Genomic DNA, 18323 nt, shown 5'->3' with positions numbered 1-18323 from the left:
CGCCTTCCGCCCGTTTCGGGCATCATCACGAGTGCGAGGCTTTTCGGCTCCAGCACGCGCGGTGAACGATGATTCGATTGCTTAACGTCAATTCGCCGCCATCCTTGGGCGGCACTATCCAATCCGGCACTCCGGCCATCGCATCCCAAGGCTTCAACGACCGGTCCAACGGTTCGCCGCACAGGATGCACGAGTTCGGGCTTTTCGCCCACACGTCATCCAACGTGAACCATTCCGTCGGAACATTCGACCTCGGCTTGCGGGGCCTGTCCATCCGATACCTGCTGCGCTTCAACGGCGTCGGCTTCTTCTCCATCGGAAACTCGCTATGCTTGCGTTTCCGACACCAACGCACCCGGCACTTCGTCGAACAGAACAGCTTGTCCTTGCGCTCCGTTTCGAAGAACACGCCACACGCCAGACAGGCCCGGCTCATACGGTCACGGACCGGACGGCCCGAATACCGTTGCTTGTCGTAATGGGACCGGCACAAGCCCTTCGCATGCACCGGCTCGCCACAGCCGGGAATCAGACAGGAGTCCGATAAGCCGGGTGGGAATACCATGACTCCACCTCCCGGCGCCGTCGCTTCTCGACACGAGCCTCGCCGCTCTCACGCGCCGTCTTCTGCTTGTGATGGAAGGAACAGAGCGCTTCAAGATTCTCCGGCCTGTCGTCATCCGGCATACCGTTTTTGGCACGGTGGATATGGTCGACCTCGTTCGCCGGATACAGACACTTACGCTTGATACCGGTCCGCCAGTCGGTGATCCACCGTTGGCATTGGTAATGGTCCCGTTCCAGGATCAGCTTGCGCGTCCGCTCCCAATGCTGGTTGAACCGCTGCTTGCGAGTCGAGTTCGACCAGGCCATATCGACTCCTTATATATAAGGGGGCGGCGTCGCCCGTTGCGCAGCAGGAGAAGGGTCGCAGTGATAGGAAGAACCTGCGATCAGGACGACGCCTAGAGGCAATGGTGGGACTCGAACCCACGACCTGACGCTTACGAGGCGCCCGCTCTTACCGACTGAGCTACAATGCCAGACGGGCGCGCCGGCCGGCCACGCCCTATTCAGTTATCACACCGGCCCGGAGTATGAAGTCTCCATCCGGCATACGGCGATGCAATGCAGCACACCGCCAAACACCGCGCTGCAGCGGTCGTGCACCATGAGGGATTCGAACCCGCAACCCAAGGCTTAAAAGGCCCCTGCTCTAACCATTGAGCTAATGATGCGCATACCCGGCCGGCTTCGCTCCGGCGACCCCCGGTTTTGGAGACCGGCGTTCTACTGGACTGAACTACGGGCATGTAGCGGAGAGAGTGGGAGTCGAACCCGCACGCGCATACGCGCAAACTGTTTTCGAAACAGTCGCCGCCACCCATCGGCTGGCCTCTCCAAAGTCTCGCAATGCGTCGCGCGATCTATACACGACGATTTCCGGGAGCGACCCGACGTTCTCCGCTACCGCAGCCGCCTAGGTGTTCAGCCTCAGTACTCAGCCGGATACTTGAACTACATTGCGATTGTGGCGGCAGAGAGAATCGAACCCCCAGTGCCATAGGCAGCGGCTTTACAGGCCGCGCGCACTCCACGTGCATACCGCCATGGGGACGCATTCCAGCATCCCCGACCCGATAGGGCACTCCTCAACCGGCGTCTACCCACACCAAAGCGGGGAGCCAGCACCTTGTGCCGTGCGGAGATTCTGCACGACGCCGAACCACGGGCGGTCAAACCCCGTTCGACAGTCACAGCCTTGACCGGCCTACCTGACCATTACGCGGATGATGCAGGATTCGAACCTGCGAACGACACTGCCGTTACTCCCTTAGCAGGGGAGTGCCATAAGCCACTCGGCCAATCATCCAAACGCCGCGCCCAATCGGTTTGCTTTCTCAATGTCAGCCAGGAAAACAAGCATCCAAGGAATTCGAGTTGATTGGTTTTCTTGATTGTCAAGGACGCGGCAAGCCTTCAGATACAAGAAAAGGGCCGGCATCCGAACCGACCCTCAACTTGCATTATTAACCAAAGGTTATCCTAACACGCCTTGGGTGGCCTGTCACGTTGCAGAGCCATGTAACGTTTCGTCCACTCACCAACCGGGAACGCATTCACGGCGAGAACCATTGGCTCAGCGGCCCCCACAGCTCTACCGGGGGACCCTCTCCCACGGGGGTGGTCAGTCGTGAGCGCGGCCGCGTGCGTCTATGCCGGCGTGCGGCCGCGTAGGCGTGCGTATGGGCGTGCGTATGCGTGCGGGCGCGCGAGGATACGTGTATGGCCGCGTGTCTGTCAATCTTGACGTGTCGTGGCTCAACCTTGTGAGGTTGAGTCGTGGTGGCTCAGGTTTGGTGTGTTCGTACGTTTGTTCGTGTGGTGTGCATTCCTGGCTGTACGTTTGTTCTATTGTTGCGGGATGGGATTGTTGTATATACAACGGTCTCGTGTTTATATAGATACAGTATGTGCGCGGTTTGTCGTAGGTGCGACACGCCGATGAATGCTAGTGATTGCAAGGGATTGAATGGTGTCTCATTGTCTTGACTTGCACATCACTTCTGATGTGCATATGATGAAGCCATCAACAAAACAACGAACCACAGAGAGGACAGACAGATGACCACCACGGCAGACAGAGACCAAATCAGGACGACGATGGTCAGGGCAATCAACCGGCTTGACTACCTCGGCTTCATCCCGACGCGAGATGCGACGCTCAACCTCGCGGCCGACATGCTCGACATACCCATGCACATCGTCGGAGAGTACGGCGACGTCGAGTACCCCGACTGGTATGAGAACATGGCGTGCGAGATATGGCACGAGCTCGCGGCCTGACGGCGCGGCCACAGTGGCCCAGCTGGGGTGCAAGTTCCCAGTCGCGCACTAGTCCCACCGACCGGACTCGCATGGTGCGAGCGAGGTAGGCGCGTGACATGAACGCTTGATAACTAAACAGTGTTGCCGAACGTCGGTCCGTCCAGCGCGGCTAGTAATCCCAAGGTCTCCAAGCGACCGGGCGGGATGAACGCGCGTCACACATGGTCGATAAAGGTACCGGCATTGTCACGGTGAGAGCGTGACGTGAGGACAGTGAAGCGGGATGAGTTTCCCGCGAGTAGTGCGGTGGCCGCTGAGAGAACGCGGCGCGATGGCATCAGAAACGCCGCCTGCGATTGATAGAATCGAACCCACCGGTATAAGTGAGGTGGGTCAATGGGAATCAGGGAATTGCGAGAAGATAAGGGACTTAAACAACCTCAGTTCGCGGAAAAGGCCGGTGTGAGTCAGCAACGGCTATCTGAGTATGAGGTAGGCAAACGTCCGGCTGGAAATATGAAGCTCGACACGGCATTAGAAATGCTCCGTGCCGGCGGACATGCAAGGCTCGCCAATAATGTGGCGCGGCTTCTCATTGAGGGCAATGGCCCAAAAGAAAACACTGACGATAGTCAGGTGTGAGCCCTATCCGAGTGGCGCGGCCATGCGCCCCATTATCGTGGCTACCCTTATTCACCGTCTTTATGGCGAGGGTAAGGGACTCGGGGCGTGTTCCAAGGTAGACGGGATACGCTCGATAATATCGAGTTTTAGGAGGTGGTTGTGCCGATTGGCGATATCGTGGTAGATTCCCGCGTTCATGACAGGCACCCCGATGTTTCCGATTATTCGGTACGCGTGGCGTGGCGGAATGTTGTCCGGTTCATGACGCGCGAAGGTACCGACCCGCTGAAATATGTGGCGGTGGGATACGACGAGAACGGCCGTTTGCTGGAAATGGTCGCAGTATTGGACGAGTCGGACAGATGGTATGTGTTTCATGCCATGCGTGCGACCCCGAAGGTGTTGCGCGAGTTGCACATGTTTTGATTGGAGGTTGTTATGTCTTTTGTTGCTAAGGGTGGCCGCGTGGTCACTGATGCAATGTTGGACGAGTGGGCCGAAGCTGCGGATAACGGGGATTGCGGCGGGACGCCGGGCCGTGTGTTTTCCGGCCCTGTGTTCGATGTTTCGCCGGCTGATCCCGTGAGTCGAACGTTTTCGCTTAGTGCGGATATGTCGGCTATGTTGGATTCCGTGGCGAAGCAGCGTGGCGTGTCCGTGGATACGGTTATGCGTCATGCGCTGGTCCGTGAGTTTGCTTCGGCCTGACTGTCTTCTATCGGCGTGCCGTGGCCTAATTGCGACACGCCGATTTGCTTACCCGAAATTGATAGGTTATTCTATCAACCAACGAGTTAATCAATCTCCCACGTGCATCTCACGGTGGTGTTTTGCGCATGGCGTTGATAGATTAATCTGTCATAATGGTATAGCCGAACACACTGGGAGGTAAGCCATTGGGATTGAAACAACTCCGGCAGCGCGCCGGCTTGACGCAAGCCAAGCTAGCCAAAATGACCGGGATAGCGCGCACGACATTGAGCGGCTATGAATGCGGCGTCTACGACGTCCATCAGATGACGCTCGACAACGCTTTGCGGTTATCCCGCGCCCTCGGGTGTCACCCGTCCGACCTTACGGACGGATACCCCGACTAAAAGAAATGCGGCCGCAAGATTAGGCCCTTGCGACCGCGTGCCAACAAACAGTGTTCAGCTATTGAGGCGTTGCTAATCATAGCACGCCTCACAAGGAAAGTGAGGTCAATCATGTCCAAAAACGAGGTTTTCACGCGACTGAGCGCGGACGGCCGAAAGTGCGTCACCGTCTATGACGATGGTCCCGCGGCCTACCCATTCAACGCCACGTTCTACCGGCGTGAGTTCGGCATGTGGGTAGAAGCCGGGTACGGCAGATACTGCACGACTTTGGCAGAAGCGGAACAGTACGCCGACACCGTACTGGTTTGAATCTCTTAGCGTCGCGCGGCGCTACTAATACCGCGCTTCACCGCCCATTCGGGCACATTCAATCATTCAACTTTTCACACCACTGGAGGGTGTATCATGCGTGACATTCTTTGCACTGTCGATTTTAACGAGCGTACGCGTGTGAACGTGTATCAAGACTTGGACGCATTGCAGTTCGACAATCCTGTACAACGGTACGCGGGGGATATCGAGTGCGTGACGATCGACGCCGGCTTCCTGGACACCAGCACTTGGGACACATGCGACTCGAGCGTGTGTGATGTGCGTTACGCGGCCTTGACCTACAGTCAAGAGGATGCGGTGGATGATGCGGTGTGCGCTGTGCGCAAGCATTACGCGCGTAAGGGCATGGCGTCCGTTGTCGCCGAGTACAACGGCCCGTATCAAGGGTGTTGGGCGACGTTCGTCATCGCGTCTGACAAGTGGTCCGAAAACGAGTTGCAGTCGTTTGTGAACGAGGAACTCCGCATGTTCTGGGATGGTGACGTGTACCTGTGCGAACTGGAGCAACTCCATGAATGGGCGGACGCCGTAGGCGACACGATGACCACGTGGGAGACTGTTGACGCCATGGGCGGATTCTACGCGAACACGCCCGACGAGGCGGCGGCACTCTATGCCGGCGAGTATGCGGAGGTGGCGTGACCGGTCAACGGGGCCCGCGTCGTTCGACGCGCTTGTCTGACTGTCTCTCTTAGCGTCGCACGGCGCTTCATACCGTGCTTCATCTGTCCTAATCAGGGCAAATTCAACCCAGTATTTCCGATTATTTACGGTTATTTCCGATTATTTCGCACTAATGGAGGTGCATCATGGTTTCAATGCCTGTTGACCGCAAGTCGGCCGTCATGTTCGCCAACATCCTCATTGCTCAAGCCGGGTTCATCTACCGGGACATGTACGACCATCCCGACAACTGGCCCAACATGGGTGAGTTGGCACGTGAGTTCGATGACAATTACAACGAGCTTTCCCCCCATTTGGCTACCGTCTACTCGATTACGCACGATTGTGTGGACAGTGATCGCGACGCCGCGTCGTTCATGCTCGCCTACAAGCAGCTCAAGGCGTTGACCACCACGCCGTTCGCCAAGGTGGCGGCCTGATGAATCTGCACGATATCAAGGTGTTTATCACTGACTTCATCGAAAACAGCGGTTTTCCGGTGTCTGACTGGGATGTGGACGCTTGGGCCGATGAAGCCCGTGACTACATGCGTGAGCATGGTTTGGACGATTGCGAGCAGATCGACGCGGACGATTGGACGCGTATGGCCCAGGGCAATGACAGGACGGTGGCATGATGATTACCGCTAAAGATGTTATGGACATGGTGGAGCGCGTTGACGCCCGGCTGTTCCCTCTCTGCGATTATGAGAATTTCGAGCCGTACCAAGGCGTCTACAGGCTGGGCGACTCCGGTTATGTGACCGAGGAACAGTACATGGCAGCGTTTGACGGTGAGCCGTATTGGGCCGAGACCGCGTACATGGTGGAAGGAAACGGTGTCGAGGCTTCGCGCATCGCCGAGATTCTGAACACCGAGGATTTGGCCGGCTTGAGCGAGTTTCTCGATGAAATGTTCGACACGGACAACGCCGACTATGTTTTTTATACCGAAGCCACTGAAGAGGGGACGGTGTGATATGCGTCGCCTGTGGGATGTGGTGTCGGACATGTTGACGGTGGCCGTTTACGCGGCCGTCGTCTTGGAAATACCGTTCGGGCTCGTGTATTGCATGGGCTGACTTTTGAAAATTTGTTTCATACGGGTGCGGTGAAGACGCCGCACCCTTGGATAAAGCGAGGAAAATCATGACTAGGACGCAGGGCCATTCACCCAAGGATATTAGCGGACTTTGGATGCGCTTGCGTAAGGACAATAAAACCTACGACGTGCGGTATTTGAATCATAATGTGCGTCGCGCGTGGGCTTTGCGGCAGACGAGCGCGGGCACCGCATGGTCGATAGCCGCGCGCGGCAATGAGTATGAGGATTTGCTGCGGTCCATGCGCGCCACGTTGGACGGTAAGGACATTGATCACGCGTGGATTCTCATACCCGAGTACGCGTACGCCGACATGCATTTCATGGTGCATATCCCCGAGGCGATGGACGCGAAAAGGGTAGGCGATTTGGATGGTCTCACCAGCATGGACGAGGGGTGGAGATTGCAGGGCGCCGACGAATATTACAGTGCGAAGCAGTATCCGAAACCCTATGCGACGTCTGAAGTCCAGGCGGACGCGACGATTGAGGCCGCGTATGAGGCCACGTGGGCCGATTACGAGCCGAGTGCCGAAGAGCTGGACGAGTATTACAACTCGTTGGCGGATGATTTTGCGGAGCCTGAGGCGGACACGATGGAGATTCCCGAAGTGCCGCCGACCCCTACCGGTACGGCCGTGTCGTACGCGACCCTGCCGACCATGATGCGCGCCAAGGATTTACCCCAATTCGCCGGATTGGGTTCTATCCGAGCGTTCCGCAGTCAGGGGCGCAAGGTCGCGTACGTGGCCGCATCCAAGGGCGTGTGTGTCATCGCCTACCGTGACCGGTATACGCCCGGCACCGATAAGAGTCTTGAGGCCGAGATTGCCACGCATGTCGCAAAACTCGGCTTCGCAGCCTGACAGGGGAGAGTGGATTATGAGCGAGATCCGTGAAATGGCCGGCCGGTACATTATTCAGGCGGCCCAAGGATTGCCGGGCGACATGCGTTTTTCCGGGCATGGTGAGTACGTGGACATGGTGCGGGATGCGGCCATGCGCGCCTTGGAAGGTGCGGACGGTCAGCCCATGGCGCCGCCGAGCCCCGACACCATGGAACTGCTGATTAAAGAGTCCGGGTTGAGTCTGGACATGCTGGACGAGCGCGCGTGCGAAGCGTACTCGCAGAAGTATTCCACCGTGTACGACCGGTATATCTGCGCTATCGGGCACGAGATTGACGATATTCTTGGCTGGGAGGCGTGACATGCGAGTGGAAGTCTCGACCGATACGATAAGCCGTGTCCTACAGGCGCGAGGATACCTGCCGACGCAACGCAACGTTGCGGCCGTTTCCTTGGCGATGCGCGAGCACACCATGGACATGGTGCTTACCGTGCTTGCGTACACGTCCTTGCCGGATGACGAGTATACGCCGTCCCTGTTCTAAGTCTTGCCGCCCGGTTTTTCCTCGCTTTCGCCGGGCGGCAACATTGCCCTTTTGTTTACCTTTTTGGTATATGATTTATACCATCTGATTACCGTTAGGAGGTTGTTATGGCTAAAGTGATTGCCAATGTCGATGACGACGTGAAAACGCGTGCCGCCGCCCTGTATGAGTCCATGGGCATGAGTCTGAGCACTGCAGTGAACATGTTTCTACGTCAGTCGCTTGAAGAGGATGGCGTGCCGTTCAAACCGCGCCGTTACACGGGCGTGCGGTTGACGCCGACTGAAGAGACGCGACGCGCGATGGTGGAGGCTGAAGCCAAGGAATTGGGCGTCATCCCGGACGATTCCACCGTATGCGACACCGAGGGGTCGGCCCGAGCCCACCTGCGTCGGCTGAGGAGAGGGGGCAAGTGACCTATCGCATCGTTTTCGAGCCGCAGTTCGACGCGGACTACACCACCCTGAGCCGCATCCATCCTGAGCTGATGGATGATTTGGACGATGCGATAGATCATCTTCAGGAATACGGTACCCTGCCGGAGGGGTATCGTCCCCATGTTCTGGACAATGCCGGCGGCAATTACAACGGGCATTGGGAGTTTCATCTGGCCGGCGACATCGACGTGCTGGTGCTGTATTGGAAGCGTGCCGACCGCACCGTGATTCGCATGGTGCGCATCGGCTCGCACTCCGACCTGTTCCAAGGAGAGGTTCTTTAGCCGTCGGGAATACATCGAACCGCATCATGGACGTGCCTGTGATGCGGTTTTCTTATGCCCTGTAGGGCGATACAACGATAAACCGGACAATAGGACAGCCGTTAGGGGCGTTCTATTGTCCCAAAACACGGAAAAGGAACAATAGCAATGGAAAAATCGTTTGACGAACAGCTCGCAATGCTTGACGGAATGCTTCGCGAACGCCGCATCGGAACCATCGAAAAGACAGGCGACGGGTGTGTTCTGTGGATACTGGACGACTGGATCGTGGACGGCGAACCGACCGGCCGCGAGTTCTCTTTCCAGGTGGATTCGCTGGAGCAGGTGCGTGACGAGTGCAATCGCCTGCATGAGTATGGTTTCAATGCCGAAGATGATGTGAAGGCCATGTTGGCGGACGGCGAATCTATTGACTCTGCGTACCTGCGTATGGTCAGTGTACGCATGGGGCTGAGCCGTGCCTACATGTTGGCCGCCGAGATTATCGAACCGCCCATGACCACGTATGTCGCCACGAGGGATTGCATCGTCACCGAGCAGGCTACATTCGAGGCGCCGGCCGGCATGGATTGTGAAGAAGCCGAGGACTGGTTCAATCGGCACTGCGACGACTTAGACATGAACTGGGAGCCTGTCGCCGGGGAGCCTGATTACTCGAACATGTATGTTTCGGAGGAGGAATGATGGCGAGGGGTAGCCGGAAGACGAATATTGCGCGTATGCGCGCCGCCTTGTATGAGACACTGCCGTTCTATGACAAGGCAGACATGCCGGGCGAGGATTACGTGCTTTCGCCCGGCGATCTCGCCAAGTTCGCCGCCGACGTGTGCAGGCAATACGACGCGCTCTGCGAAGAGTGATAATGTGAGGGCATACCGAGTGCATGCCCTTTTGAGAATTAGCAAACCATACGGGGCGCGGCGTCGTGCCGTGCCCCAGCATCGAAAGGACATTGAATTGAGCCGGAAGAACCGTGAACTGGGCGGAATGACGTACGTCGCTTGGAAGGTGTGGCGCTTGACCCCGCCGCGCATTGATTATTCGCGTAGTGCGATTGCCCGCGACGAATATGATTCATTCACCGATTGGGTGGCGAAACAGGATGATCCCGTGGCGGCGATCTGCGCGCACGCGCCGTCATGTCCCGACATCGCTGACGATGAGCTTGGGACGTTCCGGGATTGGGTGAAAACCGTGTTGTTCCCCGGCGGCAGGCTGGATAAAACGCTCGTTTGGGAGTGTTGCGAAGACGGGGTGGATGATAACGGAGACCCCGTTCCCGTGCCTGAATCGTGACGCGGCCAATGTTGGCTCGCGTTTGCCGCCCGGCACGCCGGTAGGACATGAACTGCCGGCGTGTATACTAGAAGGCAATGTTCCCCGCGTTTGCGGGGGTGACCCCGTGAAGGGGTGCGATTATGTACTGTTCCCTGCTCTGGCAGGGATGATTCGGAGACAGTGTTTTCCACTGTCGACAATCGATAGTGCTCCCCGCTTAGGCGGGGTGTATCTACTGTGCGTTCCAAAGGAGGAAACAATGAAACTGACCGACGACAAGCTCGTGGACATTGATGACGTGGAGTCGTTGCGTGCCGTCATCGAAGCGATTACCGGGAAGCCGCTGTACGAGCCGCTTCCCAACGCCATCGGCCCGACCTGGTCGATGCGGCGCGTGGATGACAAGATGGTTGACGAGGTGTTTTACGACACCGTGTCGCCCAGCGCCGAGTCATTGGTGCTCGACACGGCGCCGTACACGAGCGCGTGGCTGCTCGAATGGGAGTGGACGAGCGGATTCGGGCACCATCATCGTTGTAGTGTGCTGCTGGTTGACGAGAAGGCGAGCTGGGGGGACGGGGCCATGCGGACTCGTACCCTCTACCGTCGCAACGGGGCGTTCTCGGACGAGATGGTTCGCGCGTGCATCCTGTTGCACATGTCCGGTGTGACCCGTGGCGAGGTGGGGGAGTGGTATTGGTGACTAGGACCGGTGCGGATTTGAAAGGCCTGTACGAGTCGTTGGGGTTCTCCCAAGCCGACGTGTGCCACCTGTTGGGGATTCGTAACGCGGAATCGCTGCGCCGGCAATGCTTGGGGAAATCCCCGATTCACCCGAACACGTGGAAGGCGTTGGACACGTTGGCGCGGAAACGCGACGACCAGGTGGACGCGATTCTTGACAAGTTCAAGGGTTGCGACGAGGTGACGTTGCCGATCTACGCGGGCCGGAAATGGGAAACATCCTTCAGGAATCGTGTCGTCACGTTGGCGGCGTGGGTTCTCGAGGGCGACGGCGTGACCGTTCACTGGCGGATGGCTAACGTGGAATAGGATTCAGGTGGGGTCGATTCTATCAATCGTGTGCAGGTTGCACGAAACCGTGCGGAACGCGTTGATTAGCGTGTTTCGCACGGTTTCGAGGTGGGGTGTGGCCGGTTTCGCCGGGGCGTGGCTTACACACCGAGTTTGTCGCGAGCCATCTTGTCCGCGAGAAATCGAATCAGGTTGAACGATACGGAAGGCATGTCGTTCTCACCGAGACGGCGTTTCAATGCTCTCCACAATGCGTCCGATCTTATCGCGTCCAGCAGCTCGCACCCGTCCCAAGTCAGCGCGGAATAGAAGCTGCGGCCATCTTCGATCTCAACCGCGTTGCCGTCGGTCAACGGTGCCGTGAAAGTGTTCATGCCCACGGACACGTCGATTAAGCCGGCTTCTTGCAGCCATAACAGATGGCTTACGACTTGGCCGCGAGAGTAGCCGGTGAAATCCCTTGCCGTGGAACCGCCGTCGTTCTCCGCATCGAAAAGCAGTGAACGTATCAAGTCCATGTCGCGCATCATTTTGTAGTGGTCTCCTCGATGATTATCGTCCCACCGGTGATATCCCCGGTCGTGGGTTTGAATGACAGTCCGTCTTCGGCCGATTCCACATGGCATTTCACACGCTTGTAGAGGATGCCGTTACGGCGGAACTGCACATCGTAGACGGGTGGTTCCGCTGTGAGTTGGAACAGTCGTTTAAGCGTTTCCGCGTCGGCCTTCACTGAACATGTTCCGGTGATGGTTTCATGTGCGGACGGTTCCTCGCGCTTTGGTGCGTTCAGGCCACGGGATAACCGGGCGCACTGCGTGTTCGCGATGGTGGAGAACAGCCGCCTCGGTGACGGATAGGATTCGTGGAGTTCGCGTTCGATTTCTTCCGTGTCGATGAAGTGCCCGATCGGTAACGTGTTCGCGAAGAACGCGTTCTCGCAATCGGGAAGTTGCGCATGCGGGGCGACATAGATGGCGCCTTTGGCTGTATTGCTCATAGTCCCAGGTTCTCCTTTGCTTTGTCCCATAACCGCATGTCGGGGAGGGGTACTGTCACGGTGTGTTCGACGGTGCGACTGTGCGGGTCGAACGGTGTGTAGTCGTGGCCGTGCATGTCGGTGGTCACGTGCGCGTGTCCGTTGCGTGCGCGTGTGACCAATTCGCGCACGGGTAGGCCGGTGCGGGCCGAGGCCACGTCGAGTTGGCTCACGATATTGCGGATCACGCTGGCGGATTGGTAGTCGCGTTGGCGTGGTGTCATGGTCACCTCCTTCGGGTTGATTCGATGATGACGAGCGTGCCGAGCAGCAGGAAGAACACGGCGGCGGGCAGGGATTCCACTAGCGCAGCCTCCTCACCCAGTAGAGGGTGTCCGCCCTGCGCGCCATGTCGGCCGTGCGATAGTGGGCGGCACGCGCTTGTTTGCCTATCCGCTTGAGTACGCGTATGGCCCGGCGCAGGCTCAGGTCCATTCGGCGGAGTTCAATGCTCAGGTCGCTGGCGAGCAATGCGAGTCGCACGCCGGGGTCGGTCACTGGTCCTCCACGATGATTTCGTCACCCGGGTCCAAGCGGACGCGCGTGCTGCCGATGATGCATTCGCTGTCGCCGAGCCTCACAGTGTCGGATTTCCTGACGGTCTGCCCCGAGACGGCGATGAGCCGGTCGATTTCGCACTGCACGCGTAGCGTGAACGCGTTGAGCGTGCCGCTGATTTTCGACCCGTCCGTCTTGCTGACGAGGACCTGTTTGCCGATATGCTTCATGGCGAGCAGGTCGGGGGAGATAACGGTCATAACGCCCCCTTGGATTTGCGCGAGTAATACTCCTCCGCCGACAGAACCTCCTCGGGGAACAGGTTCGCTACGAGCGTGTCCCAGTCGTTGAACGCGCAATCGTCAAACACGTACAACCACCCACCGCCAAGGCTGCTGAGTTTGGCGAGAGTGACGACGAACCGATGCCAGCCGTAGTGGTTCAGCAGCCAGTATTCCCCCCAACCGGTCGGCGGCTTGACCCGCGGGGGCTTCGGGGCCGGACGGGTCGCGTAGTCGAAATCCGCGTATGCGACCACGGCCATAACCGTCGGCCCGCTCTTGAACTCGTAGACCGTGCCTTGGCCGGGCACAGAATAGGAGAGGCCGCGCCACCCCGACCCCAAACCCGGCGTCCGCACTTCCACGTGTGCGTCGGTGGACGTGCGGCGAAGGAACTCATATGTGTTCGTGGCGCCCTTGACATGAATCAGGTCGCCGGGCTTCAAATCCTCCCACGCGACGCGAATCTTCCTGCTCACTTTCCCTCCTTGTTGGCGATGATTTCCTCGAGCGTTTTCACCTGACTCTGCTGCTTGCGGATAGTGCCACAGCGGTTCAGCCACTGTTGCTTGCGCATGTAGATGTCGAAATATTCCCGGTAATCCGGTAGCGGGTCGTTGCACGCGCACAACAGTTGCGGGACCGTTGACGCGACTCCACGGGCTTCGACGTGAGGATGTTCCCCGCACAATGGGCACGCGGGGGTGGGGGCGTCGATGAGGTGCCGTAGGCGTTCGCATGCCGAGTTCCATCTCGACGGGGAGGTGTCGCCCCAGTCGAACTGGACGACACTGCAAGAATGCTCGCACTTACCGACGCAGATCAAGCGACTGGGGCCGGGAGTGCCAGGATATGGGTTACGGCGAATAACGGTCGGCTTGGTGTTGCAAATGGGACATGGGAGCACATATACGTCGGACGGCGACGGCTCTTGCGCGATGTATGAGCAATCATCGCGTTTGTGGAACAGGCTCACTTCTTCCTCCGCTTCTTCGTCATGCCGCTGATCTGGATACTGGGATACTTCTTGTGGACGGCGGCGCGCACCTTCTTTTTCTCGGCGGGCGTGCCGTGCTGGGCGACACGGCTCAAGGCCGATACGGCGTGAGCCTTGTCCTGAATCGGATACGCGCGTTTACCGGGCAGCGCGAAGCTGCTCGACTTCATCCTGTTGCGTTTCTTCGCGGTAAGTTTCGCCATCAGTCCTCGACCTCCAGCACGTGCGGCACGTCCTCGCGAATGTTCGCGGGCACGCATCCGCTGTCGAACGCGATGGTGCCCGACGACATGAGGCCGTCCGACGCGACGGTGACACTGGCGATACGCCCCTTGACCACGGTTTCCCCGTCGTTGATGGTGAGAACGGCTTTCTTGCCGGCCACATGGCCGGGAATGTTCGGCAACTGGTAACTGCTCATGGTTCATACCTCCGGGATGCTCAGGATGATTCCGATGCTGATTGCGGCGAAGACCGCCGACCATACACCGTTCGCGTTCGTGAAAGGTTCGCGTGGCTTGCCGATCTGGCCGATGGTCGTCAATGCGGAAAGCGCGAAAATGCCGACGAGTACCCATTTCTGCCACATCATTCGTAGATCGCTTCCTCGAACGCGTTTTGGAACGCTTCGCACGCTTTGTTGAACGCGCGCACGATAGTGTCGGTGTTGTTCACGTAATCGGTGACGCCCGCATAGTCCACGTACCCGTCGGATGGTTTCCCGTCATGCGCACTGGGAATATCCAGTGAGATGTTCCCGACATGCGATCGTCCCAACGGGTGGGTGCCGAGGGGGATGCTTACGGTGCCTGTGAGTTTCACTGGTTCTCCTTGATGGTCTTGTTGAACACTTCCACGAATGCTTCGCCCGCGGCTTCCAATGCCTTGAGCATGCGGTCGTTGTCCGGCGGCAGGACTTTCACGGTCATGGTGCCGTCCGGGGTCAGCAAATCCGGGTCCGATTCGTAGGTAATGGGCATGTCCACCGTGCATGAGCTGAGTTTCCTCGCCTTCCAGTAGACGTCGAAATTGATGTGTGTGGTCTGGGTGATAGCGGTCATGATCCGACTCCTTTCAGTAGATGGTGAGGATATCCAGTGTTTCCTGCTTGTTGGCAATGAACCTGGTGATGAACCAGCCGATGCCCTTCGCGGTGAACACCGCGTACGGGCGGGCCATGTTCCCGTTGTTCTTCTTCCCGATCTTCTGCTTGAGATAACCGGGCTTGACTCCCTTCACGGTCGGCGCGCACCCGTGCTTCACCACGTACCCGTACTTGCGCAGGATTTCGTATACGCGGGTCGCGGTCATCTTCGGGTCGATCTGCTGGAAGTTGCGGGACACGTCGCGGACACTGATGGTGCCGTCCAACTGGACGAACTGCGCTCCGATGGCCGCGTACGGCTGCTGTTCCGTGAGCTGCCGGCCGAGCGAACCGAGGTTCTCGTGCGCCTGTTCGAGCTGGTGGCCGCGCTTCTCGACTTCGGCGCGGGATTGTTCGAGCTGGGTTTTGAGCTGTTCGATCTTGCGTCCGGCTGCGAGCATGCCCTTGGCGATGATGTCGTCCTCGGTGTCGCCTTCGTTCAGGCGGATGGCGGCGCCCTCGTTGAAGTATTCGTCCAACGCGTCGGCCGCCTCGCACTGGTAGGCTTCGATCTTCGCGCGCAGGTCTTCGCGCACCTTGCCCGCGTTGATGCCTGCGAGCCACATGGTGGTGGTGCGCCGGTCGATCATCGTCATCTGGTAGGTTTTGCCGTCAGCGCCAGTTGTAGGCATAATGTCCACAACTGCCCACGGCTTCTCCTTGAGCTTCTGGAGCTGGCGACTGTAGTCCACGCCGAGGTTTTCGCACATGCGCCTCAATGAGGCGAACCATGTGCCGTTCTGCGCGATGGCTTCGATGGTGTCCCCGTGGAACGGGATGTTCTGGATGGTGTTCATTTACCCTGTCCTTCCTCGGTGATGATGGTTTGCTTGTTGTCGATGAGTTTCCAGATGTCGCCCGCGTCCGGGTCGGTTTTGTCTGGTGCGCGCATGCTGCCGGTGGCAAGGTTGTACGCTTCGGCCAACCGGTAGACGGGTTTGCTCGAGTCGGTTTCGCCGCACTGGTGGAGCTTGCCGCGTTTCACCCACGAGCGCATCGTGGCCGGTTTGACCGCGATGCCGCATTGGGCGAGCAGCTTCAACAGACTGGTCTGGGTGCCGACGATGTCCGAGTGGAAGATGCGGTTGGCGCGTTCCGCCTGAAGGAATTTCACGCTCCACACGCTGCGGCATTTCGGGCAGCGGACCTCGATGGCGTCATGCTGTCCGGCGAGCTGTCCGTCGCACTTGGGGGCGGGGCATTGGCCGTACACGATCATGTCGTGGTCGTCCGATTCGACGAGACGGCGCAGCGTGTTCGCGTCATGGTGCAGGAGTTCCGCGTACACGGGCGTGCCCTCGGATTCCAGGAGGCGGGGGGAGTCGTGCAACCGGTGCGCGATATGGGGGAGCCCGTCCGTTACGGTCACGTTCAACGCGAGGGCTCGCGCCCATTCGAACAGCAGGGGTTCGATGCCGGGCCGTCCCATGTCGTCCGACTCGTAGAGGGCCGTGAAGATCGCCTCACGGACCGGGGTGGGGGCGGCGCCGGTGGAACCGTGGCCGCCGTCCCCGGTCTTGCCGTACGCGCGGTTGATGCGATACTCGGTCAGGTCGAGCAGGTTCGCTTCCAGCCACGTGAGGTCGTCGTCGAGATTCCGCTCGTGCACGGGGCACATGCGGTGATCGGGCTGGGTGTCGCGATAGCAGATGCGGTATTCGCAGAGGTGATTTTGGGTAAACGAATCCAACTCGTTGCCTTTCCTGATTTCTCAGTGGGGCTCCGAGTCAGAAGCACACACTCCAATTACACTCCGTGAATCAGTTCATATCCACTTTCGGCGTGTCGCGTTTACGGGCGCGGCGTTCCCGCCGTTTCCGGTTCCGCTCGTCCACCATGGCCCGGTACTTCTCCGGCTCCTCCAGCTTCATCCGACGCTCGCGTTCCCGCCGTCGCCGGTTCCTGGCCTCACGCACCTCCGGGCGGGCCATGTACCGGCGGTTCGCCTCGCGAATCTGCTCCCGGTGCGTGCGCGCGTACTCGCGTTTCCGTTCGGCCTCGCGTTCACGCTCCTCCACGCTCATGTTCGCCCGATGCTCACGCTGCTGGGCCAGCATGCGCTCCCGGTATCCGGCGTCCATCCGATACCGTTCCCGCCTGCCGGCGTTGTACGCCTCGCGGTCGCGGGCCTGATCGTAGCGACGCTGCCGTGCACGCCACGCCTCCGGGTCCGCCTGCCGGCGGGCTTTCTGCCGCGCCAACTGACGTTCCCGCGTTGCAACGTAGTATTCGCGCTTGTGCATCTTGCGTTTCGCCTCGGGCGATGGTTCCGCCTCACGCAGTTCCGCGACCATGCCCGCGATCAGCGGATCATCCAAATCAATCACGATTCACCTCCGAACTCGGTAAGAACCTTCCCTGCGGCCGCATCCCAGGAATCCCCGGACCGGATCAGCTCACGCAGCCGTTGCTGAGCGCCCATGATGTCGGCGCCGTCGGGCAGCTTGCACACCACATGCCGGTCCACCCAACCGTCTTCCGGAAGTGCCGTCTGCTTCGGGGCTGTTTTCGGCAGGTAGTCGCGCCATTCGCCCTTACGCAGCCAGTTCACGAACTGGGGCCTGTATTGGAGTTTCTTGTCCGTGGCCGCGTACGCGTCGATGGCGGCAAGCAGTCGCTCCTGAGTGATCTCGCCGGACGAGACGAGCTCCTTCACGGCATTCATCGCGACCGTCGGCTTGCCCTCGTGCTTCGGGTACCGGGTCCAACAAGTCCGGGCGAACTCATCCAATCCGTCCGCGTCCCCCGTTGGGGGACTACAGGGGGTATTGGTATCTGTTATCTGTAATCTGTTATCTGGGTTGGTCAACGTTGACGAAACGTTGGTTTTGCTGTCCAACGAACCGTTCAACGAACGTTCAACGTCGCGTCCAACGGTTCGTTCAACGTTCGTTGACGTGCCGGATTGGGAATTGCGGGCGGCGGCGGACGCCAGACCGGCCTTGCGTGCGGCTTCCCTGCGCCGTTCCGCCGCCGCCTCGATCTGCTGGTTCGACCGTTGCGCCTCGAGGAAATCGTGGACCATCCACCCGTTCTCGACGCGTTCGATGAAACCATTCGCTTCAAGCGCGTCGAGATCACGCGCGGATGCGGAGAGGAAATGCTTCGCCGCGTAGTCGCCGAAGAACCCATCGCTACGCTTGCGAACCGCGAACGTGATGGCCTTCACCCACACGATCGCCGCGCGCGCATGCTTCTCCGCGAACGCGCAGAACTTCTCGTTTGACCACAGGTCGGCGCTGAATTTGGCGAAAATCTCCATGTCGTTTGCCATTGGAAGCTCCGAT

At 59.0% G+C, this 18323-nt stretch carries 34 protein-coding genes and 6 tRNA genes; 18 read left to right on the top strand and 22 right to left on the bottom strand.

Annotated features, from left to right (window positions below; genetic code table 11):
* Positions 1-25: 25 nt before the first annotated feature.
* The 8 genes from GFD21_RS06770 to GFD21_RS06735 all read right to left on the bottom strand — a co-directional run bounded on the left by GFD21_RS06770 (position 26) and on the right by GFD21_RS06735 (position 1873).
* Positions 26-409, bottom strand: coding sequence for a hypothetical protein (locus GFD21_RS06770; protein WP_163197192.1), 384 nt, complete (start codon positions 407-409; stop codon positions 26-28).
* A gap of 119 nt (positions 410-528) precedes the next feature.
* Complete coding sequence (locus tag GFD21_RS06765) at positions 529-873, bottom strand: HNH endonuclease (RefSeq protein WP_163197190.1); 345 nt, start codon at positions 871-873, stop codon at positions 529-531.
* Positions 874-969: 96 nt separating this feature from the next.
* A tRNA-Thr gene (locus tag GFD21_RS06760) sits at positions 970-1043 on the bottom strand.
* 122 nt (positions 1044-1165) lie between these two features.
* Positions 1166-1238 (bottom strand) — tRNA-Lys (locus tag GFD21_RS06755).
* Position 1239: 1 nt separating this feature from the next.
* Positions 1240-1313: transfer RNA gene (locus GFD21_RS06750), tRNA-Trp, on the bottom strand.
* Between the two features lie 4 nt (positions 1314-1317).
* Positions 1318-1402 (bottom strand) — tRNA-Ser (locus tag GFD21_RS06745).
* Positions 1403-1532: 130 nt separating this feature from the next.
* Positions 1533-1610, bottom strand: a tRNA-Tyr gene (locus GFD21_RS06740).
* 177 nt (positions 1611-1787) lie between these two features.
* Positions 1788-1873, bottom strand: a tRNA-Ser gene (locus GFD21_RS06735).
* Positions 1874-2625: 752 nt separating this feature from the next.
* On the opposite strand from GFD21_RS06735, the gene GFD21_RS06730 reads away from it, so the two are divergent.
* The 18 genes from GFD21_RS06730 to GFD21_RS06645 all read left to right on the top strand — a co-directional run bounded on the left by GFD21_RS06730 (position 2626) and on the right by GFD21_RS06645 (position 11095).
* Complete coding sequence (locus GFD21_RS06730; protein WP_163197188.1) at positions 2626-2847, top strand: hypothetical protein; 222 nt, start codon at positions 2626-2628, stop codon at positions 2845-2847.
* A 378-nt stretch (positions 2848-3225) separates the two neighbouring features.
* Positions 3226-3471, top strand: a complete 246-nt coding sequence (locus tag GFD21_RS06725) for a helix-turn-helix domain-containing protein (protein ID WP_163197186.1) — start codon at positions 3226-3228, stop codon at positions 3469-3471.
* 141 nt (positions 3472-3612) lie between these two features.
* Positions 3613-3879 carry a hypothetical protein gene (locus GFD21_RS06720; protein WP_163197184.1) on the top strand — a complete coding sequence of 89 codons (267 nt, stop codon included), beginning with the start codon at positions 3613-3615 and terminating at the stop codon, positions 3877-3879.
* Positions 3880-4349: 470 nt separating this feature from the next.
* Positions 4350-4550 (top strand): helix-turn-helix domain-containing protein, encoded by a 201-nt coding sequence (locus GFD21_RS11455; protein ID WP_163197182.1) that lies wholly within the window; start codon positions 4350-4352, stop codon positions 4548-4550.
* Positions 4551-4661: 111 nt separating this feature from the next.
* Entirely contained in the window at positions 4662-4862 is a 201-nt protein-coding gene (locus GFD21_RS06710; RefSeq protein WP_163197181.1) for a hypothetical protein, read from the top strand.
* Between the two features lie 96 nt (positions 4863-4958).
* Positions 4959-5528 carry a hypothetical protein gene (locus tag GFD21_RS06705; protein WP_163197179.1) on the top strand — a complete coding sequence of 190 codons (570 nt, stop codon included), beginning with the start codon at positions 4959-4961 and terminating at the stop codon, positions 5526-5528.
* 167 nt (positions 5529-5695) lie between these two features.
* Positions 5696-5989 (top strand): hypothetical protein, encoded by a 294-nt coding sequence (locus tag GFD21_RS06700; RefSeq protein WP_163197177.1) that lies wholly within the window; start codon positions 5696-5698, stop codon positions 5987-5989.
* Positions 5989-6186 (top strand): hypothetical protein, encoded by a 198-nt coding sequence (locus GFD21_RS06695; protein WP_163197175.1) that lies wholly within the window; start codon positions 5989-5991, stop codon positions 6184-6186. Before GFD21_RS06700 ends, GFD21_RS06695 begins: the two co-directional genes overlap by 1 nt.
* Positions 6183-6527 carry a hypothetical protein gene (locus tag GFD21_RS06690; RefSeq protein ID WP_225431712.1) on the top strand — a complete coding sequence of 115 codons (345 nt, stop codon included), beginning with the start codon at positions 6183-6185 and terminating at the stop codon, positions 6525-6527. The genes GFD21_RS06695 and GFD21_RS06690 overlap by 4 nt, the downstream gene beginning before the upstream one ends.
* A 170-nt stretch (positions 6528-6697) precedes the next feature.
* A complete protein-coding gene (locus GFD21_RS06685; RefSeq protein ID WP_163197173.1) occupies positions 6698-7516 on the top strand; it encodes a hypothetical protein in 819 nt (272 codons plus the stop codon).
* 16 nt (positions 7517-7532) lie between these two features.
* Positions 7533-7859, top strand: coding sequence for a hypothetical protein (locus tag GFD21_RS06680; protein ID WP_163197171.1), 327 nt, complete (start codon positions 7533-7535; stop codon positions 7857-7859).
* 291 nt (positions 7860-8150) lie between these two features.
* Positions 8151-8459: a type II toxin-antitoxin system RelB/DinJ family antitoxin gene (locus GFD21_RS06675; protein WP_163197170.1), complete on the top strand. Its 309-nt coding sequence runs from the start codon at positions 8151-8153 to the stop codon at positions 8457-8459.
* The gene (locus GFD21_RS06670) at positions 8456-8764 is read left to right on the top strand and encodes a type II toxin-antitoxin system YafQ family toxin (protein ID WP_318643739.1); all 309 of its coding nucleotides are present in this window, start codon (positions 8456-8458) and stop codon (positions 8762-8764) included. The genes GFD21_RS06675 and GFD21_RS06670 overlap by 4 nt, the downstream gene beginning before the upstream one ends.
* A gap of 147 nt (positions 8765-8911) precedes the next feature.
* On the top strand, positions 8912-9448 hold the full coding sequence (locus tag GFD21_RS06665; protein WP_163197166.1) for a hypothetical protein: 537 nt from the start codon (positions 8912-8914) through the stop codon (positions 9446-9448).
* Positions 9448-9624, top strand: a complete 177-nt coding sequence (locus GFD21_RS06660; protein WP_163197164.1) for a hypothetical protein — start codon at positions 9448-9450, stop codon at positions 9622-9624. The genes GFD21_RS06665 and GFD21_RS06660 overlap by 1 nt, the downstream gene beginning before the upstream one ends.
* A gap of 97 nt (positions 9625-9721) precedes the next feature.
* A complete protein-coding gene (locus tag GFD21_RS06655; protein WP_163197162.1) occupies positions 9722-10060 on the top strand; it encodes a hypothetical protein in 339 nt (112 codons plus the stop codon).
* A 241-nt stretch (positions 10061-10301) separates the two neighbouring features.
* Positions 10302-10745 carry a hypothetical protein gene (locus GFD21_RS06650; protein ID WP_163197160.1) on the top strand — a complete coding sequence of 148 codons (444 nt, stop codon included), beginning with the start codon at positions 10302-10304 and terminating at the stop codon, positions 10743-10745.
* Positions 10739-11095: a hypothetical protein gene (locus tag GFD21_RS06645; protein WP_163197159.1), complete on the top strand. Its 357-nt coding sequence runs from the start codon at positions 10739-10741 to the stop codon at positions 11093-11095. The genes GFD21_RS06650 and GFD21_RS06645 overlap by 7 nt, the downstream gene beginning before the upstream one ends.
* A 122-nt stretch (positions 11096-11217) precedes the next feature.
* Here GFD21_RS06645 and GFD21_RS06640 read toward each other — a convergent pair whose 3' ends face one another.
* From GFD21_RS06640 to GFD21_RS06575, 14 genes are all read right to left on the bottom strand, one after another.
* Positions 11218-11607 (bottom strand): DUF2513 domain-containing protein, encoded by a 390-nt coding sequence (locus GFD21_RS06640; protein WP_163197157.1) that lies wholly within the window; start codon positions 11605-11607, stop codon positions 11218-11220.
* Positions 11604-12077: a hypothetical protein gene (locus tag GFD21_RS06635; RefSeq protein ID WP_163197156.1), complete on the bottom strand. Its 474-nt coding sequence runs from the start codon at positions 12075-12077 to the stop codon at positions 11604-11606. Before GFD21_RS06635 ends, GFD21_RS06640 begins: the two co-directional genes overlap by 4 nt.
* On the bottom strand, positions 12074-12340 hold the full coding sequence (locus GFD21_RS06630) for a hypothetical protein (protein ID WP_163197155.1): 267 nt from the start codon (positions 12338-12340) through the stop codon (positions 12074-12076). The genes GFD21_RS06635 and GFD21_RS06630 overlap by 4 nt, the downstream gene beginning before the upstream one ends.
* A gap of 270 nt (positions 12341-12610) precedes the next feature.
* Positions 12611-12874, bottom strand: coding sequence for a hypothetical protein (locus GFD21_RS06625; RefSeq protein ID WP_163197154.1), 264 nt, complete (start codon positions 12872-12874; stop codon positions 12611-12613).
* Complete coding sequence (locus GFD21_RS06620) at positions 12871-13374, bottom strand: hypothetical protein (RefSeq protein WP_163197153.1); 504 nt, start codon at positions 13372-13374, stop codon at positions 12871-12873. Before GFD21_RS06620 ends, GFD21_RS06625 begins: the two co-directional genes overlap by 4 nt.
* A gap of 493 nt (positions 13375-13867) precedes the next feature.
* Positions 13868-14095, bottom strand: coding sequence for a hypothetical protein (locus GFD21_RS06615; RefSeq protein ID WP_163197152.1), 228 nt, complete (start codon positions 14093-14095; stop codon positions 13868-13870).
* Positions 14095-14313, bottom strand: coding sequence for a hypothetical protein (locus GFD21_RS06610; RefSeq protein ID WP_163197151.1), 219 nt, complete (start codon positions 14311-14313; stop codon positions 14095-14097). Before GFD21_RS06610 ends, GFD21_RS06615 begins: the two co-directional genes overlap by 1 nt.
* Before the next feature lie 3 nt (positions 14314-14316).
* The gene (locus GFD21_RS06605) at positions 14317-14484 is read right to left on the bottom strand and encodes a hypothetical protein (RefSeq protein WP_163197150.1); all 168 of its coding nucleotides are present in this window, start codon (positions 14482-14484) and stop codon (positions 14317-14319) included.
* A complete protein-coding gene (locus GFD21_RS06600; RefSeq protein WP_163197149.1) occupies positions 14481-14714 on the bottom strand; it encodes a hypothetical protein in 234 nt (77 codons plus the stop codon). Before GFD21_RS06600 ends, GFD21_RS06605 begins: the two co-directional genes overlap by 4 nt.
* Positions 14711-14953, bottom strand: a complete 243-nt coding sequence (locus GFD21_RS06595) for a hypothetical protein (protein ID WP_163197148.1) — start codon at positions 14951-14953, stop codon at positions 14711-14713. Before GFD21_RS06595 ends, GFD21_RS06600 begins: the two co-directional genes overlap by 4 nt.
* Before the next feature lie 13 nt (positions 14954-14966).
* The gene (locus GFD21_RS06590; protein ID WP_163197147.1) at positions 14967-15833 is read right to left on the bottom strand and encodes a phage antirepressor N-terminal domain-containing protein; all 867 of its coding nucleotides are present in this window, start codon (positions 15831-15833) and stop codon (positions 14967-14969) included.
* Positions 15830-16726, bottom strand: a complete 897-nt coding sequence (locus tag GFD21_RS06585) for a hypothetical protein (RefSeq protein ID WP_163197146.1) — start codon at positions 16724-16726, stop codon at positions 15830-15832. The genes GFD21_RS06590 and GFD21_RS06585 overlap by 4 nt, the downstream gene beginning before the upstream one ends.
* A gap of 70 nt (positions 16727-16796) precedes the next feature.
* On the bottom strand, positions 16797-17363 hold the full coding sequence (locus GFD21_RS06580; protein ID WP_163197145.1) for a hypothetical protein: 567 nt from the start codon (positions 17361-17363) through the stop codon (positions 16797-16799).
* Positions 17360-18310: a hypothetical protein gene (locus GFD21_RS06575; protein ID WP_163197144.1), complete on the bottom strand. Its 951-nt coding sequence runs from the start codon at positions 18308-18310 to the stop codon at positions 17360-17362. The genes GFD21_RS06580 and GFD21_RS06575 overlap by 4 nt, the downstream gene beginning before the upstream one ends.
* Positions 18311-18323: the final 13 nt, after the last annotated feature.

Origin of the sequence: Bifidobacterium platyrrhinorum, from assembly GCF_010667645.1 — a bacterium.
Lineage (GTDB): Bacteria > Actinomycetota > Actinomycetes > Actinomycetales > Bifidobacteriaceae > Bifidobacterium > Bifidobacterium platyrrhinorum.
The sequence above is the reverse complement of the archived record's forward strand: the minus strand, read 5'-3'. Positions and strand labels throughout refer to the sequence as shown.